Genomic DNA, 17,095 nt, shown 5'->3' on the forward strand with positions numbered 1-17,095 from the left:
CAAATACGGCTCGTACACATCTTCCAACGTAGCAGGATCTTCCCCTACCGCAGAAGCAATAGTGGTAAGTCCAACCGCTCTACCTCCAAATGTTTGCGTTAATACCGATAATATCTTTTTATCCATCCAGTCTAAGCCCATTTCGTCAATTTCAAAGAACGATAAAGCTTGTGAAGCAACATCCCAGGATATTTCGCCATGAGCTTTTACCTGTGCATAATCTCGTACGCGCTTAAGAAGGCGGTTTGCAAGACGAGGCGTACCGCGCGAGCGGGATGCAATTTCTTGTGCGCCTGAATCGTCAATACCAACCTCAAGAATCCCCGCGCTGCGTTTTACAATTTCTGCCAGCTCATCCACCGTATAATAATCAAGGCGATACGAAATTCCAAAACGATCGCGCAAAGGTCCCGTTAACAAGCCCGTTCTGGTGGTGGCACCAATGAGCGTAAAGTGAGGCACATCTAAACGTATCGAACGTGCAGCTGGACCTTTTCCAATAACAATATCAAGGAAAAAATCTTCCATTGCCGGATAGAGCACTTCTTCTACCTGATGATTAAGGCGATGGATTTCGTCGACAAATAAGACATCTCCCTCTTGAAGGTTTGTCAAAATAGCAGCTAAATCACCTGTTCTAGCAATTGCTGGACCTGAGGTTGTTTTAAGGTGAGCACCCATTTCATGAGCAACAATTGAAGCAAGTGTTGTTTTTCCTAAACCGGGAGGGCCCGAAAACAACACGTGATCGAGGGTTTCTCCCCTATCCTTTGCAGCAGAAATAAGTACACGAAGGTTTTCGCGTACACGCGTTTGTCCGCAATATTCTCCCAGCGATTCTGGTCGTAAACTACGCTCAACATCTAAATCATCTTCGGTAAGCTCACACGCCACGCTCCGCGAAGCCCCTGCGTTATGTGCTTGAGCATCTGTTCCGCTCTCGTGCTGTAAAGCATGCGAGTGCATGCTTGAAGCGCTATCGGCAAAGAGGTTTTCTTCGTCTGCTACCCACACTATAATCTGCCTCCTAAGCGTTGAAGCGCTTGCGTAATAACGGTTTGTGCCGTAAGCGATGGATTATCATTGCATTCTTTTTTATCATACGGTTTAAGAGCAAGCTCAACTTCTTGAGGTGTAAAGCCCATAGCCAATAATGCCGATTGCGCGTCATCAAGTACACTGTGCTGCGGTGCTTGCGCGCACGCGCCAGACGTCTTTTGCTCGGCAGAAGCCAAAATACGAAGCTCGGCATCTTTTGCAAACACATCGGCTAACTCTATAAGCAAACGTTGCGCTTTCTTTTTTCCAACGCCAGGCACCTGTGCCATACGTGTTACATCTTCAGACAGCGCAATTGTTGCTAAATCTGATAAAGAATATGTTGACAAAACCGCCAGCGCAAGTTTAGGACCTACACCCGAAATCCCAATAAGCCTATCAAATGCGTTTCGTTCTTGGCGTGAAGAAAAGCCATAAAGCTCCATAGCATTCTCTTTAACAATCATTCTAACTAACAGCGTAACAGCCGTTTGACCACATGCAGGTAAATTGGCAGCCGTATTGGCAGAAATTCCCAATTCATAACCCACGCCCTGTACGTCTAAGACCACCGAGTTTGGAAAGACTTCAACAAGTGTTCCTGTAAGCTGAACAATCATTATTTATTTCTCCTACTCTGACGTGTCTTATCCATAACATTTCCAATGCCGTGAGCATAATCGGAATGAGCCTTGCTTGCAGCTGCCGTAAGCGCACGAGCCTGTAGTTTGTGTTGAAGAGCTTCGGCACGTTGCTGCTCAAGCATTTCTACCGAAGCACTTTGATATGCCGCTTGCTGCGTACGAAGTAAACTCGCATGGCAAATTGCCGCAGCCAACGCATCGGCACAGTGATCGGGTCTTGGGTCGTGATCGAGGTTCAAAATATTTCTAACCATAAAGATCACTTGGCGTTTATCGGCTGAACCCGTACCAACAACAGCTTGTTTAATCTGCATGGGAGTATACTCGCCCAAAACAACACCTGCACGAGCGCACGCAACAAGTGCCGCACCGCGTGAATGTGCCGTATCTATGGCAGAACGCACATTTTCGCCAAAAAATATTTTTTCAATAGCCACATGAACTGGCTGATAGCGCTCAATAGCATAGGAAATTCCCTGATAAATAGCATCAAGACGTTCGGGCAACGACTGAGCAGAGGTAGTAACCACGCAATCGTACGCACGTGCGCGATACACGCTCCCACGTGTTTCCACAATACCCCATCCTGTATGTGCAAGTCCTGGGTCTATTCCTAGGATTACCATGCTATCTCCTTAGTATCATCCCGATAACCGGAACATTAGTTCTAGTATATCAGATTCTTTGACAATGTGGATGAGATTTAAGGACTTAGTTTTCAGAATACGGATTATTGTCATCTAACTCGTGCGTCATCTGCAAAGAAGTACCCGATACAGATGATGCATTTGTATGAGATGTACGCGTGGGACGCTGCGTATGATTATAAAACACGCCACCATAGCAAAAGTCACGTACTGTTCCCAAAATAAATTTCAAATGGCGCTCGGCATGCGCCGAGGTAAGCTTTTTATTCATAAGTTTGGTAAACGAGGCATCATGTGCGTTTGGTTGATGGGCATTGTTTGCACTGAACTCCATATTTTCAAACGTATCAAGCTGATTGTCTAAAATATAAAAACTTTCTTCATGTGAAAGCGGTCGCGCGCTCAAAATATCGTCCACCAAATCTTGAATCGACTGGTCCTGCGAACGTACCTGTGCACGAGCTGCTTTTTGAGCGCCCATCTTATTTTTAAGATCAAACGCATGTTGCAGATCACGGATAAATTTATCAACAGCTTTATCCGATGTATTGCTTTGAGTGTCGTCTGAGGTATGCTCTTGCGAATCGTCAGACGCCCTATCAAACACACGCTGAATATCTTTCATAAATGTTTCAAAGTCGCTCACAGAATCACTTGGAACTTCAATATTAGCCTGCATAATGTGACTATCTATATCGCCCGGAAGCGATTGCAAGAGCTTGCGTAATTCGTTTTCGTCAATGTCGTGCGCGTTACCCACCGTCATAAACCCACCTGCAACTGGAAGCGTTTGAAAACCATGACTCTCAAGCCATGCTTTCAGAGATTGTGCATGTTGTATAACATCCCTATCAGTGCTTGGATCTACATCACGCGCGCCGGTTGGGCGTAAAAGAATGTCCTCATCAAGTTCATCGTCGTCATCATCGTCTAGATACGGATCGTCTGGGTCGGCGTCGTCTGGGTCGACGTCGTCGTCATCTGCTCCGAACAATTTGAGCAAAGACTCAGGCGAACGAGAAAAAGCCTTCATCAACGACAGATCTATCTTTTGAAACAGCTGTGACGACAGGTCTGTTGGTACCAGAGCGGTTGATAACGTATCAGCTTGAGCAGCTAACATGCATGCCGAGATGGGACAATCGGAAAGCGTGAATGTATCAAATGGCGCGGCAAGCGTACTCGAAAGTTTATTCAAACACGAAGTAAAGAAGTCGATTTCTTCTTGAGTAGGGCAAAATTGCGTAGCACGGGGTTGCGTAGCACGGGGTTGCGTAGCACGGGGTTGCGTAGCACAAGGCTGAGTGGCGTGAGACTGCTTAGACGCTGATATTCGCTGGTGAAGATAATCCTGTAAGCTACTATCAAGTGTGTGGACATCACAGGTAGCAAGCGCAGACAGGTGTTCTTGCAGCCTTTGATATTCAATATTTTTATATTCACAGGTTGAAAAAAGAGCCGAACGAGTCATGCGTCCTCGCGCAAGACACTCGATATCGCAACGTAAGAGGTCGGCAAGCGGAGCAATGCGAGCACATGTATCAAAAAGTGTGTATGCACCCAGCATATACGCAAGTTTGTCACACGAACTTACCAGCACAGCCGAAAGCGTTTGCGCCCATGTTTGTGCATAGCCAACAAGCGCACCTTCGCGAACATGTATTTTTTCTTGCAACGTTCTAAAACCTTGACCGTACGACATATCATTGCAGGTACGAGCATCAATTCCTAACGCAGTTGCCAATGTGTTGGCAGCCGTAAAATCATACGAGCATTCGCGAGGCGCAATCAACGCGTGTACGTGTAAAGCACCAAGTGCATCAACTAATAACGCAGCAAGCACGCTACTTGCAAGACCACCATCCATGACGCAAACAACTTCACACATGCCAAATGTTGCACACCTGTCTTGGACACCCATACAAAGCGCATCCCAGATACGCATGTAAGCAGAGTCAGGATTTTTTTGAATACGAGTTGACAATTTTTGAGTTGATAGTTCGTCTTTAGATGTTGGCGATTGATCAGTGTTATACAAACAAAAGCGCTGTTCAAAGGGTGCACAATACGCGTTAATTGTTCCATGTGGCTGCAAAACAAAACTTGGTGCTGCATAAAGTTTGTTGTTTATGCAACCAATACTTGGCACTACATATACAGGACATATCGTAGGAGTTATCGAAGTATCCTGCATAAACGGCGTTACTCGCTCAAGCTTAGTTGCAACCGTGGCTGTGGCTACGTTTTTAACCGCCTCTTTAGCCGTACATGAAGACGTATTTTCAGCCGTACTTGAAGGCGTATGTGCAGACGCATTTACAAACTCGAGCGCAGACGAGAGCGAAAGTGGTTGAGAGTCAAACAGGATGATTCCATGTGGCTCATATTTTTTGTATGCATCTAAATTACGCGGCGAAAATGTGCACACAAATCTTTGATGACACAAGCTAAAACGAGTAACTCGGCGCGGCAAGCGTTCTTCAAGAAGAAATGCGCACGGATACTCACGCGAGGCAAAACTCCAATCACAAGGAGCTAACAAAGGTGTTTTCATATGGAGCGCCATGGTATACAAGCAGCGCAAGCGCACATCTAAATCATCACAGCGCGAAGAGCGCGCCAAAGAAGATGGATCTGCTATACCTACTTTCAAGCACGCATTGGTAAAACTACGTGGAACAATAATTAAATCAACTGCATGACGTGTAGCATATGCGTCAAGTTCTTCGAGCTTGGCAAGCATTTCGGCAACTGTTGAACAAATAAGACGCGTATGTACCATCAATATATTCATGAATCGCTCCAAAACTTTATACTAACACCGCACAACGCCATTTGAGTAAGCATGGTATCATGCGTTGAACTCACGCAACTCTTACCGAGCGCGCTTACAACCCTTTAGATAAACACACTCACTCGACAATCCGAACCAAACATATCCTCAATCTCGGCCTTGAGCAGCGGATCGCACGCATCTACCGTAAGAGGTAACTCCATATGCATAATATCATGTGCCGAACTTTCGTACAGCAACTCAACCCTATCAAGTCCAGGATAGCGCACAAGCACGCTCCGCAGCATTTCAAAATAAGGCGTAGAGAGTTTTGACGTAGAAAGGCCGATTTCTATAACATGAATTGAGTTAATTGCACCCGAAAGCTGAAGCGGTGCCAAAGTCTCTACAATAACTTGATTACCTCGCTCGCCACGCTCAAGTTTACCAGTAACTTTGATGAAAATATTTTCGCCACTGCTATCAAGCGACTCCAAAACTTCACCTTTAAGCAGCGCAGATGAAGCCTCAAACACCTTAGGAAATACAACTAAAGGAATTTGTCCTTCCATATCTTCGAGCGTAACAATAGCCATCTGTTTTCCCGTTTTAGTAAGGCGACGCTGAATAAGACCTGTTGCTGTCATGCCTGCTAAATGTATTGTTTTTCCTTCGGGAACTTTATATTCCAAATGTGTGGCGCCGCTTTGCTCGTCAATAACTTCTTTGCTTTCTTCCAGCTCACTTAAGGTAAAATCACGCGAACGACGCAAAGCAACCTGATACGGGCGCAGAGGGTGGTCGGTAACATAAATACCTAATACTTCGCGCTCTTGCGAAAGCATAAATCCGTCTTCCCAGCGATCATGCGGATCTGCAGGAGGAATTTTTTCTTCAAATCCCGATCCTTCAACCGTTCCAAAATAATCAAACAGCGACAACTGCCCCATCGAACGATCTTTTTCGTGACGTGCGGCTTCATCAATAATATTTTTAGGATTGTTTTTATCAATAAATCCCATAAGCTGCTTGCGTGGATAGCCACACGAATCAAACGCACCAGCCTTGATAAGAGCCTCTACAACACGGCGGTTTGCCTGAGCAGAATTAACGCGCTTTACAAAATCATGCAAATTTGCAAATGGGCCGTTTTTCTTGCGTTCTTGCATAATAGCAATACCAACATTTTCACCAACACCGCGAATACCAGCAAATCCAAAACGAATTCCTTGTGGTGTTGCCGTAAAATCACGACCAGACTCGTTAATATCAGGAGGCAAAATCTTAATGCCCTCGTGATTACATGCACTAATATAGTGGACAATTTTGTTGGTTTTACCCATATACGATGTAAGCACCGATGCCATGTATTCACGCGGAAAATATGCTTTTAACCAGGCTGTTTGCATAACCAAAATAGCATAGCCTGCAGAGTGCGATTTGTTAAACGCATACGACGCAAATTCCAAAACATCGTCCCAAATACGTTGTGCAACTTCTTTTTTATAGCCATTTGCACTTGCACCATTCATCCAATGGTCATACGTTGTTTCATCGCGACCGTTTTCCCAGTGAAAAATGGTACTGGTTAAAAGCGCAATTTTTTTCTTTGCAACAGGTTTTCTGATTTTAGAGTCACTCTCTCCTTTAGAAAAGCCACTCATTTTTACCGAAATCTGCATAACCTGCTCTTGGTATACAATAGTTCCGTATGTTTCGTCCAAAATGTCTGAAAGTCTGTCATCGTAAAAGACAACAGGTTCACGACCGTTCATACGGTTAATATAGCTAGTTACCATTCCTGCGCCCAGAGGTCCTGGACGATACAAGGCAATTAAAGCTACAATTTGACGAAACTCTTTTGGTTTCATATTTTTGATGGTTGCTGTCATGCCTTCCGATTCAATTTGGAACACGCCAGCAGTTCGCCCCGAACCAACCAACTGAAAAATGCGCGGATCGGTAAAAGGTATTTTTTGCGGATCTATATCAATGCAAGTAGCTCCAGGTTTAAGACAAGCTTTAACTCCATCACCTAAAGAATCAAGCTTACTTAAGTCGGGATAACTAGCACGAATGTTATCAAGTGCTTTAGAAATAACGGTTAAGGTACGCAAGCCCAAAAAGTCCATCTTTAACAGACCCATATCTGCAACGGAATGTCCTTCGTATTGGGTAATTTCTACGCCACCTTTGGTGTCAAGCTTGGTGGGAACGTGATCATTAACAGGTGTTGGTGCAATAAGGATAGCGCAGGCATGCACACCTTCGCCACGAATGATGCCCTCAATAGAGCGTGCAGCATCAATAATGCGGTGCTCATCGCCATTATTATGGTAAGCGTCCACAAAATCGGGGTTATACATGTCCTCTTTGCCTTCAGTTTTTGAAAGCACAAATTTCAGCTTAGTCTTTGGATCACTTGAAACCATTTTCGACAATTTTTGCGCAGTTGCAACGGGATACCCCAAAACACGAGCAGCATCGTTAATTGCCTGTTTTGCCTTAATGGTTGAGTACGTAATAACGTGACACACACGATCAGAACCATACAGTTCACGAACATGTTGCACAACTTCCAAACGACGCTCATCGTCGAAGTCCATATCGATATCGGGCATCTCGGTACGCTCGAGTGACAAGAAACGCTCAAACATCAGGCCGTTTTCAAGCGGGTCAAATGCCGTAATGTCCATAGCGTATGCAACAATAGCACCTGCCGCCGAACCACGACCAGGGCCAACTCCAATACCATGTTCTTTTGCCCATCGAACATATTCTTGAACAATTAAAAAGTAGTCAGCAAAACCCTTAAAACAAATAACGCCATATTCATATTCAAAACGCTCTTTTACATTTACGCCGTTAATGGTAACGTCTTGCCATTGTTCGCCGTATTTGCGCGCCAAACCTTGTTCGCATTCGCTCCGGAAACGCTCCTCTGATGTTTCGCCTTCGCGCAAACCAGGAAACTTAGGTAGATACATGTGCGTCCAGTCAAGTTCAAACGAACATTTTGCGGCTATGCGAACGCTTTCGTCTACGGCCTCAGGAACCCATGCAAACAGTGCGCGCATTTGTTCTTCGGACTTAAAATAAAACTCTGAACCAGGAAGCGTTGACTGGTAATTTTCGTCGAGGTGGGTGTTGGCACCAATACAGCTTAAGATGTCGCGCGTTTCAACGTCATCTTGATGAAAATAATGATTGTCATTAGTTGCAACAACAGCTATCCCCTCTTCTTTTCCCAGCTGAACAATGCGTTGTGCAATCATTTGTTCAGACATACCATTCCAAGAATCCAAAGAAACACCGTGATCTTGGATTTCAAGATAAAAATCATCACCAAACAAAGCTTTAAATTTTTGTGCCCACGCGCGCGCTGCATCGTATTGCTGCGTAACTATCATTTGAGCGATAACACCATGCGCACAACCGCTTAAACAAATAAGGCCTTCATGATACTTTTCCAACATGGCAAACGTAGTACGAGGCTTGTAATACATCATTTGGTTTGCCGCAAGTGACATCATTTTCATTAAGTTAACGTAGCCCACAGCATTCTTTACCAAAAGCGTTAGGTGATAACGTTTTTGCGGCGTTCCTTTTTCGATACACTGATCAGGAATGAGGTTTGCCTCACATCCAAAAATAGGCTTAATGAGAAGCTCAGGTTTTTGTGCACGAACGCGCTCGATATCATGCGTTTCATCCCATACGCGTTTATCTTTTTCCCATTGTGCATGGCATCTATCGTGAGGCGCAGCGTCAGGGTCATCTGGCTTAGGCTCTTTGTTATCCCACTGTTTTTCATAGCATTCAACATCGTGCTTGTACTGCTTCATATCGGCAGCATTATCGTTATATTTTCTGCATGCTAAATCGAAATCGGGGATCCCAAACATATACGCATGATCGGTAAGTGCAAGCGCGTGCATGTGTTGAGCAACTGCTGCGTCCACCATATCCTGAATGGAAGTTGATGCGTCCAAAACAGAAAAAAACGAATGATTATGCAAATGAACAAAAGCCATTATTCCCTCAAATTTCGTCTATTGTAGCTGTATATATCGTAGCGTTATCTATCGTAGCTGTTTTATCGTAATCGTATGTCCTTCTTTTTAGCAAGCAGGATTTTTAGCCTCACAACTGCTGTAATCTGTTTTAATTACATAAGGTTGTCCATGCCCATCGTCTAACTCAACGCAAACAAACGCACAGGTCACACTTGTATAACCAGCATGCAACAATACATCGGCATACAGTTGTGATTGCAATGCATGGCGAGCAGCAATCTCTTCTTTTGACAAGCCCAGATCTCCTGTTTTGTAATCAATAAGAAGCGCATGACGCGACGAAGCAGAAGTTGCTAATAAGTCGAATGCACCATGATAATAGCGCCCGTATGCCGAATCACGCTGGATACAAAACGGCACTTCAGCACGGATAGTATCGTAGGTGAGAACTTCACGACGAATGTTAGAATTCCACCAACGCCAAAGCGCGTCACGTAACCGCTTCTCTTTTGCAGCAGATAACTTCCAATACGCACACATGCGCGCAATGTGTTCATCTGAGGGGAACAGATTTTGCGATTCTACCATACTTTGTGCAAGTTGATGAAATGCCGAACCTAGTGCAGTTGCGCGTGTTGTATCGGAAGTATTCATCGACGCGGCTTGAACAGACTGAGACGATGTATCTAAAGATACACCTAAGGGCATAGATTCATCTGAAACACTTTGATTTGCGCACTTTGACGAATGTTCATCTGGTTGACTAGACACAGCGTCTGCTTTTTGCGGATCAGCATGTGAGGTAAACTCCTGTTTATCTTGATCCATAGCGTCTTTAATCGAAGAAAAACTATAAAAATCAGCCGACGCGCGCTGCATTATAATGTCATACGTTTTCTGCGAAGAATTTGTATCATACAGTTCAAAGGGTAGCGAGCTGGGATGCATTCTATCATCTTGTATCTTAAGCGTGTCTGTACATGGTGAAGCCTGCTTTTTATCGTGCTTCGTTGAAAACGCTTCTGATACCGGCAAACTAATGCTATGTACAAGCTCGCGCTTAAGAGGAATCTTGTAGCCTTCAAGCTCTTCTAGTGCATGATTTCCTCTAATAACAAGCGTATCTGAATCATCGGGCTGCAGCTCAAACACACGAACAGAAGCATCTTGAGAACCACCATACGCCTTATGGTGAAGTCCTGCTTGTTCATCCGCTATATCCAAAGCCTGAGCTACGCGCAATGCAAGCGTATCACGATAGCCATCTTTAACCGAAACAAGAGGCAAACCAACAATCAATGCTTCGCGTGCGCGCGTTAAGCCTACATAGAGAATACGCGCGCTTTCTTCGCGATCACGAAGCGAAGCCAAACGTTTTCCATACTCAAACCACTCGCTATAACACACAGGCGCGTGTTCTTCTACAACCCCCTCATCAAATTTTTGATGTGGCATTAAATCTGATGACGGCGGAACCAGCATACAAGCTACCTTTGCCGCGGTCTCTTGCGCGTCTAAAGACGAGGAATGTGCGTCGGCGTGAGTTGGCTGCTTTGTTGTAGATGTTGGCTGCTTTGTTGAACTCTTAGGTACAGACACACACATCACACGAGGAGCGACAGGCACTTCGGTATACCATTCGCTTAAAAAGACAAGCGGAAATTCCAAGCCTTTTGAAGCATGAACTGTCATAACCTGAATTGAATCCTGATCATCACCTGCAAGAGACGCCGGCGCAATCTTTGAGCGAGAAAGCCAAATGTCAAACTCTTGAGCGGTGCGCGCTGGCCCTAAACCTAAATCTTTGGTAAGTTCATCTATATATTTAAGTGCAGCCATAATATTTGCACGTACAGGAATAGTTGTCGTACCTGCTTTTTCGAGCCGCAACAACCAGCCCGACTGTTTGACAACATCTAAACATACATCGGCAACACTTTTGTACGGAAGCTCATTACGTGCGCGCATAAGAATATCGTGAGCACGCTGCAAACGCAGAGAACAAGGCATATCCTTGTAAAATGTCATATGCTCCAGTCCACGATCAATCGGACGTTTTGCAGGTAAATCACTTGTTGGCTGATTCATAGACGCAAGAAGCAAAAGGTCTTGTTCGTCGAGAGCAAATAGCGGTGAAATCAACAAGCCAAAAAGACCGTTTTGTGTATCGCACGGATTGGCTAAAACATGTAGCAGCTGAGCCATAACCTGCACTTCGGGAGCAGATGTAAAGGTAGAACCTCCACTTACCACACAATTAAGGCCGCGTGCGCGAATGGCATCTAAATATACATCAACATTTGTTGCAGAGCGCACTAAAAGTGCCATATCAGAAGGCTTTTGACCGTGCTTTACATACGCATACATACGCTGTGCAAGCGCCGCAGCCAGCACCTTACGTGCGCAAACATCGCGTTTGAAAGGCGCTTTTACCATTTCTACATCCAAACGAGGAAGATCATGAGCTTTATAGGCGTGTGCGTCACGTGTAGGATTGTCATCTAAGTGCATAAAGTGCTGGACAAGACCTTGTTTTGGATTGCTAGGAGTTCCTGCATCGCATACTTTATCAACAAAGGACAAAATATCTTTATGGCTTCGATAGTTAACACAAAGTTTAAGTGCGCATGGGCATGTAGCTTCACGTTTTCTAAATACCGAAACATCAGCACCACGAAATGCATAAATAGACTGCTGTGCATCGCCCACCGTGGTAAGGTGCTCAGCATTTTTTCCTGACAGTAAAGAAATAAGCTCTAATTGCGCCGTATCGGTATCTTGAAACTCATCAACCATAACCAACTTAAAGCGATTCGTGAGTTGCGCGGCAACGTAAGAATTATGTTTGATAACGCGCAGAGTTTCGTGGATTAAGTCGTCATTATCGAGCATAGAACATTCACGCTTAAGTTGCATATATCGCTCATCCACATGCCGCGCTATGTCTACGCACAAATCAAACGCGCGATTAAGCACCAAAAAACGTACACTATCATGCGCGCATGCAAAATCTTCTTTAAGGGTTTTAAGCTCTTGAGCATGTGCCTTACCAACAGATGTGGGAAGCTTTGTGCGAAGCTCCTGCAAACATGCGCATATATCATTACTTGAGGCAATAACTTCATCGTCAGATGTGGCAAATTCAAGTGTATGAGTAAGATTTTGCAAACAGCTTTTTAAGCGCGAGGCAAATTCTGTACAAGGCGCAAGCTTTTCTTTAGCTTTTTCGGTTATATCATCTGCGTTACAAAGTGTAGTAAGACCGCCTATGATGTCATCTATTCGTGGCTCAAGCGTTGTATCCTCTACCTTGGTGAAAGCGTCATATCCATCGGCATATATTTTTGCTTGACGAGAAATAGTAGAGATTACATCGCAGAGACCTGTTGGTAAAAAGCCCGTAGAAACATCGCCCATGCTTCCCATTTCATATGCCCCAAGCAATAAACGCATACCTGAGATCTCAAAACGCTTATGATAATAATCACTTAAAACATCTTGAACGGCACGGCGCATGAGCTTTACGGTATCGTTTTCAGACGCAATGCTAAATTGCGGATCTATGCCAAGGTCAAGCGCGTATGTTTTAAGTATCCTCGAACACATACCATGAATCGTGCTGATCCATGCATTATCTACCTCAAGCGCCTGTTGAACCATATGAGCTTCGCGCAAACTAGAACGAATGCGCTCTTTTATTTCGTGAGCGGCTGCATGGGTAAAGGTAATAATTAATACCTGCGATACATCATCTAAAAATGCAGTGCCGTTTGGGCCTGAACCCTTGGTAAGTGCCCACAATACGCGTTTGGTAAGCGTAAAGGTTTTACCCGATCCAGCGCCTGCCTCTACAAATAAAGGAGAAGCAAGCGTTGTGACGATCTGTTTTTGTTGATCGTTGAGCCCGTCTAATATCTTTTCATCGGTGAGGACTCCGCTAGTTTTCATGGTGAATCCTTCCATTCTGATAAGCAATTTTACAATACGGGCATGTTTGGATGTGCTCGGGCGAACTGATGTCTGGCGCAATGTTTCCGCCTATCATGCCTGTAATTTTTTGGGCAATCATATGTTCGGTTGCATCAAGAACCCCTTGAAAACCTGTAAGCGTACTATACTCACTATAAAAATTGGCAGGTACCGCAATGCTTTGGCGAAGCTGTCTAGACACACGATTACAACCACACACACGATCGATAAAGTTTTCGTCCACTGCACCCGAGATCGCATGATTTCTTTTAGTAGAAACATAGAGCGCACCTACTACATGCAAATTTGGATAGAGCTTTTGTAAAACGCTTGCATAGATAAGCGTTTGAATATGTTCTGCCAGTTCATACGTACCATCTGTATAGGGATGTGCACTGGTAAAAAGCGCATAGGACGGTAAAAACTTATAGGTTGACTTATGCTTATAGTCAATAATAAGCGCGTTACCATGCGCGTCCACATCAACGCGGTCAATAGAACCATTTACATATACGCCTGCATATTCAACAGCCGCCTCACCCTTACCAAAGCCAAGCTCAAAAAATCTAGGCTCAAACCCTTCAAACAGCCCCGATTCATAATCAAGAAACGAATGTAAATCTTTACGTATTTGATTAAGCAGACCCTCATCTTCCAAACAATGCGGCACAAATATTTGCAGTTGTTTATACCTTTTTTGACTCTGCTTAAGGTATTGATGGTGAAGATGTTCATCAAAGAACTTATCAAGCAGCGTATGCGCATGCTCATCGGCAGTCTTACTTACGCGCGCAGGTGCCTGCGCGTTCGCACGCGTACCACTCATATAAAGCGCATCTGAATGCATGCTTTTGCTTTGCGCCACGTCAAGCAATTTGGTATGGACAAGCTCAAGCACACGATGTACAAACGTTCCTGCTTCCATAGGAGAAAATCCAGCGTCAGGCGTGGTTAGCCCTAGGCGTCGTTCGTTAAACCATAAATACGGACAACGCAGGTATGCCTCAATTTGTGACGCAGAAAGCAAAGGTTTGTCTGCAAGCTCGGCTTTTCTACCCATAGGCGAAACACATACCAACGGAATATAGTCTTTGCTTACCTGTCCTGCACATAAAGGATTATCTTGAGCCAGCACCTGGGGACGCACGCCAGAATAAATCATGTGGGCAATGCCTGTTTCACTCATACTCATATGTGAAAAATGCGCAAGAACATCATCATCTTCAGAGGATGAAAGGCCATAACACGCTAAAAGCTCGGTATACATCACCGAAGGATACGTCTTATGAGAAGATTCATCGAACAAGGCGCGTTCTAAAACCACATGATGTTGGGCAAGTCTTAACAGCGCACGAAAATCATGTCGCGCGCGAGCAAGGGGCGTTACAGGTTTTTCGATATCAAATGCAACAAGAAGCTGCTGGAGCGGATCAAGTGCACGAGGAAGCGGACTCATCTGTGAGGTTTGCCCACTTAACACCACCGCGTCAAACGAAGCAGGAAGATGAAGCGCAAGCGCTGAAGGCTGTGCAATATACGCACAACACAAAGGTTCACTTGTAGATGAGCCGCCGCACGATGCCTTATCATTCGTACATGAGCTATCGCACGATGCTTTATCATCACTATTCGGATGGTTGCTGGACACCTTCTTAGCTGATGGGCACATATACGGATACACACGACACGTCATTGACCGCGCAATAAGATGTACGTCCTCGATAAAGTTTGGAAGAAAATCTTCTACACAAGAATCCGTAGCGCTTGATACATAAAATTCTTTAAGTTCCTTAACGCGTGCATTGAGGTGCATAAGGACGCTATATGCAAGACTCTGCTCAAATGGATGAGGCTCTCGCTGAAAAATAGTGCAGGTATTGCCCATGGAATCAATATAGAAGTCATCAGTTGTGTGCGCGTCAAAAGCTTGTACGTATGGCTGTGCCAGTTTTCCAAGTGCAGCTGCAACATGGCCTTTAAGCAGCTCATGCGTAGCGCTTACCACATTTTGAGAAACCATGTGCGGATTTTGGAGCAAATTTAATACGTCGCTTGGTGTAAGAAGCCGATTTGAACGCATCAGCCTATCAAGACGATACACGTTTGACATACTCATATGTGCACAATCTGACATTAAAAAGTCTATAAGATCTTCTGGAGGCCACCACGACATAGAATCAAGCGGGATGGCAAGATATGTTCCCTCTTCTCCCTGCGTAGGAGCAGGCCAGGTTTTTGCAGCTTGCATAAGTGTTGCTACACTGCGTAAAAATTGAAACACCGCACGCCCTGTTTGCGTTTCGAGCACCGAAAAACTAAGCTCGGCTTTAACGCCAATTCCTTGCTTGCATAACCGAGGCGCCAAATCTTTCCAAAGATAGAATGCATCGGGGGCAGAAATCGCAACAGTTTTGCACGTTTGAGCAAGTTGTTCTACGCGCGCAGCAATAAGCGACGGGCGTGCAAGCGGACCTGTTGGAAAAAGTAAATCAAGCGCACCCCTTGAAGCAATGCTTTGTTCATCGTTTGAAAAAATGTGTTGAGATACCTGCGCCAACTCTTCACAAACACTCACATCGTCAAAAAACTCATCGGTTGTAAAAGACTCTATCTGAGTACACGGTGAAAGAAGCGCCATAAGTTCTTGCTCAAAACGTGTGTGCGTATCAAAACCCACCATAAAAATATGAGGTAGCTGCACATGATGATGCTTAAAAGAAACGCTTAGATACTCAAGCATTTCTGTTTGTTCGATATATCCTTGTGCATGAATGTAGGCTTGGTATGCACGCGCAAGCGTAATAATTTCTTGTTGAGCAGGCGTATATGCAGGATTTTTTTCATCACAAGCAACAACCTGTGCACATGCGCGCTCAAAAAGCTTTGCCAGCACACTTACCAAACCATTATTGGCACCAAGCTCAAAATCTTGCGTATGTTCATAAGGAATTTTGCCTGTAAGCAAGCACCGTATGGCATACATACGCAAAGACGCAGGCATAGCAAGATATGCTTTGCTACCCCACACACTCCAGCGTTCTTCAACCCACGCACGAGGTTGCGTTATGCGTATACCTAAAGCCAGCTGCTGATACGAAGCTATAAGACCTTCAACTTTTGTTTGCATCGTAAAAGAAGGCACAAAAATAACAACGTCTTGCTGCGCGCACAGAAGTTTCTGCAAAGCATTATAGATAGTTGGACGCAACATAAGTTCTCCTCATGCATACACAGCACCACTTGAATACCGTGTTAGGATTTTTGTTCTTTATGTAACAGGATAGCGCATGAGGCGGACAAGAATTATACCTACATTGAATTTAGCTATTTAAAAAGTTGTGGGGCGATAATTTGTGGGGTACAGGCTGAAAGGTAAATGTTGTGAGGTACCAAGTTGCCTGCTATAAAGCTCCACGTAAAAAAATTGCGCAGCTCAAAGCTGCGCATAAAATAAGCTCATAACGGTAGTCTTAGCAACGTTAGCCTTAATTACAAATTAAGCGCACCCGTCCATTCTTCTTCGCGAAAGCCAGCGCAAACAGCCGTTACTTTTTCATCGCACGTTACAACTAATAACGGACGTTTAACCAGTTTTCCCTCGGTACCCATAAGCTCAAATAATTCATGAGTGCTCATTCCAGCATCTAATTGCGCCTTAAGATTCATTTGTCGATATAAAACACCCGAGGTATTGCACAAACGGCGTGGATTATCATACAAACTGCACGCAAACCATAAAGACAGCTCTTCGGGTGTGGGGTTTTGCTCAACAATATCACGAAGTTTGTAGTCTACCTTATGCACATCAAGCCATGCCTTTGCTTTTTTGCAGGTAGAACACCTTGGATACCAAAGAAATGTTACGCGGGCTGAATCTGTTTGCATATATCTCATCCTCAATTCATATCTCTATGGTTGTTTATTGTTTGCTTGTTTATTGTTTGCTTGTCCATCGTTGTATAGATACCCTTCCTGAAGCAATTATGTCGCCACAATTTTTGCATACCA

General features: G+C 44.5%; 8 protein-coding genes. All 8 read right to left on the bottom strand.

Annotation, left to right across the window (positions count from 1 at the left end):
• Positions 1 to 1,014, bottom strand: a 1,014-nt coding sequence (gene ruvB, locus AC5GD6_RS04530) for a Holliday junction branch migration DNA helicase RuvB (RefSeq protein ID WP_491846334.1), incomplete at its 3' end; no start/stop codon positions are given.
• Positions 1,014 to 1,658, bottom strand: a complete 645-nt coding sequence (ruvA, locus tag AC5GD6_RS04535) for a Holliday junction branch migration protein RuvA (RefSeq protein ID WP_276791249.1) — start codon at positions 1,656 to 1,658, stop codon at positions 1,014 to 1,016. The genes ruvA and ruvB, both read right to left, overlap by 1 nt.
• Positions 1,658 to 2,308 (bottom strand): crossover junction endodeoxyribonuclease RuvC, encoded by a 651-nt coding sequence (gene ruvC / locus AC5GD6_RS04540; RefSeq protein ID WP_006303082.1) that lies wholly within the window; start codon positions 2,306 to 2,308, stop codon positions 1,658 to 1,660. Before ruvC ends, ruvA begins: the two co-directional genes overlap by 1 nt.
• A gap of 85 nt (positions 2,309 to 2,393) precedes the next feature.
• Entirely contained in the window at positions 2,394 to 5,123 is a 2,730-nt protein-coding gene (locus tag AC5GD6_RS04545) for an NAD synthase (protein ID WP_491846335.1), read from the bottom strand.
• A 104-nt stretch (positions 5,124 to 5,227) separates the two neighbouring features.
• Positions 5,228 to 9,136, bottom strand: a complete 3,909-nt coding sequence (dnaE, locus tag AC5GD6_RS04550; protein ID WP_276769505.1) for a DNA polymerase III subunit alpha — start codon at positions 9,134 to 9,136, stop codon at positions 5,228 to 5,230.
• A gap of 87 nt (positions 9,137 to 9,223) precedes the next feature.
• The gene (locus AC5GD6_RS04555; RefSeq protein WP_491846336.1) at positions 9,224 to 13,066 is read right to left on the bottom strand and encodes a UvrD-helicase domain-containing protein; all 3,843 of its coding nucleotides are present in this window, start codon (positions 13,064 to 13,066) and stop codon (positions 9,224 to 9,226) included.
• Positions 13,056 to 16,298: a PD-(D/E)XK nuclease family protein gene (locus AC5GD6_RS04560; RefSeq protein ID WP_491846337.1), complete on the bottom strand. Its 3,243-nt coding sequence runs from the start codon at positions 16,296 to 16,298 to the stop codon at positions 13,056 to 13,058. Before AC5GD6_RS04560 ends, AC5GD6_RS04555 begins: the two co-directional genes overlap by 11 nt.
• Before the next feature lie 278 nt (positions 16,299 to 16,576).
• A complete protein-coding gene (locus tag AC5GD6_RS04565; protein WP_311444282.1) occupies positions 16,577 to 16,972 on the bottom strand; it encodes a Spx/MgsR family RNA polymerase-binding regulatory protein in 396 nt (131 codons plus the stop codon).
• Positions 16,973 to 17,095 lie beyond the last annotated feature (123 nt).

The organism is Fannyhessea sp., from assembly GCF_986145555.1.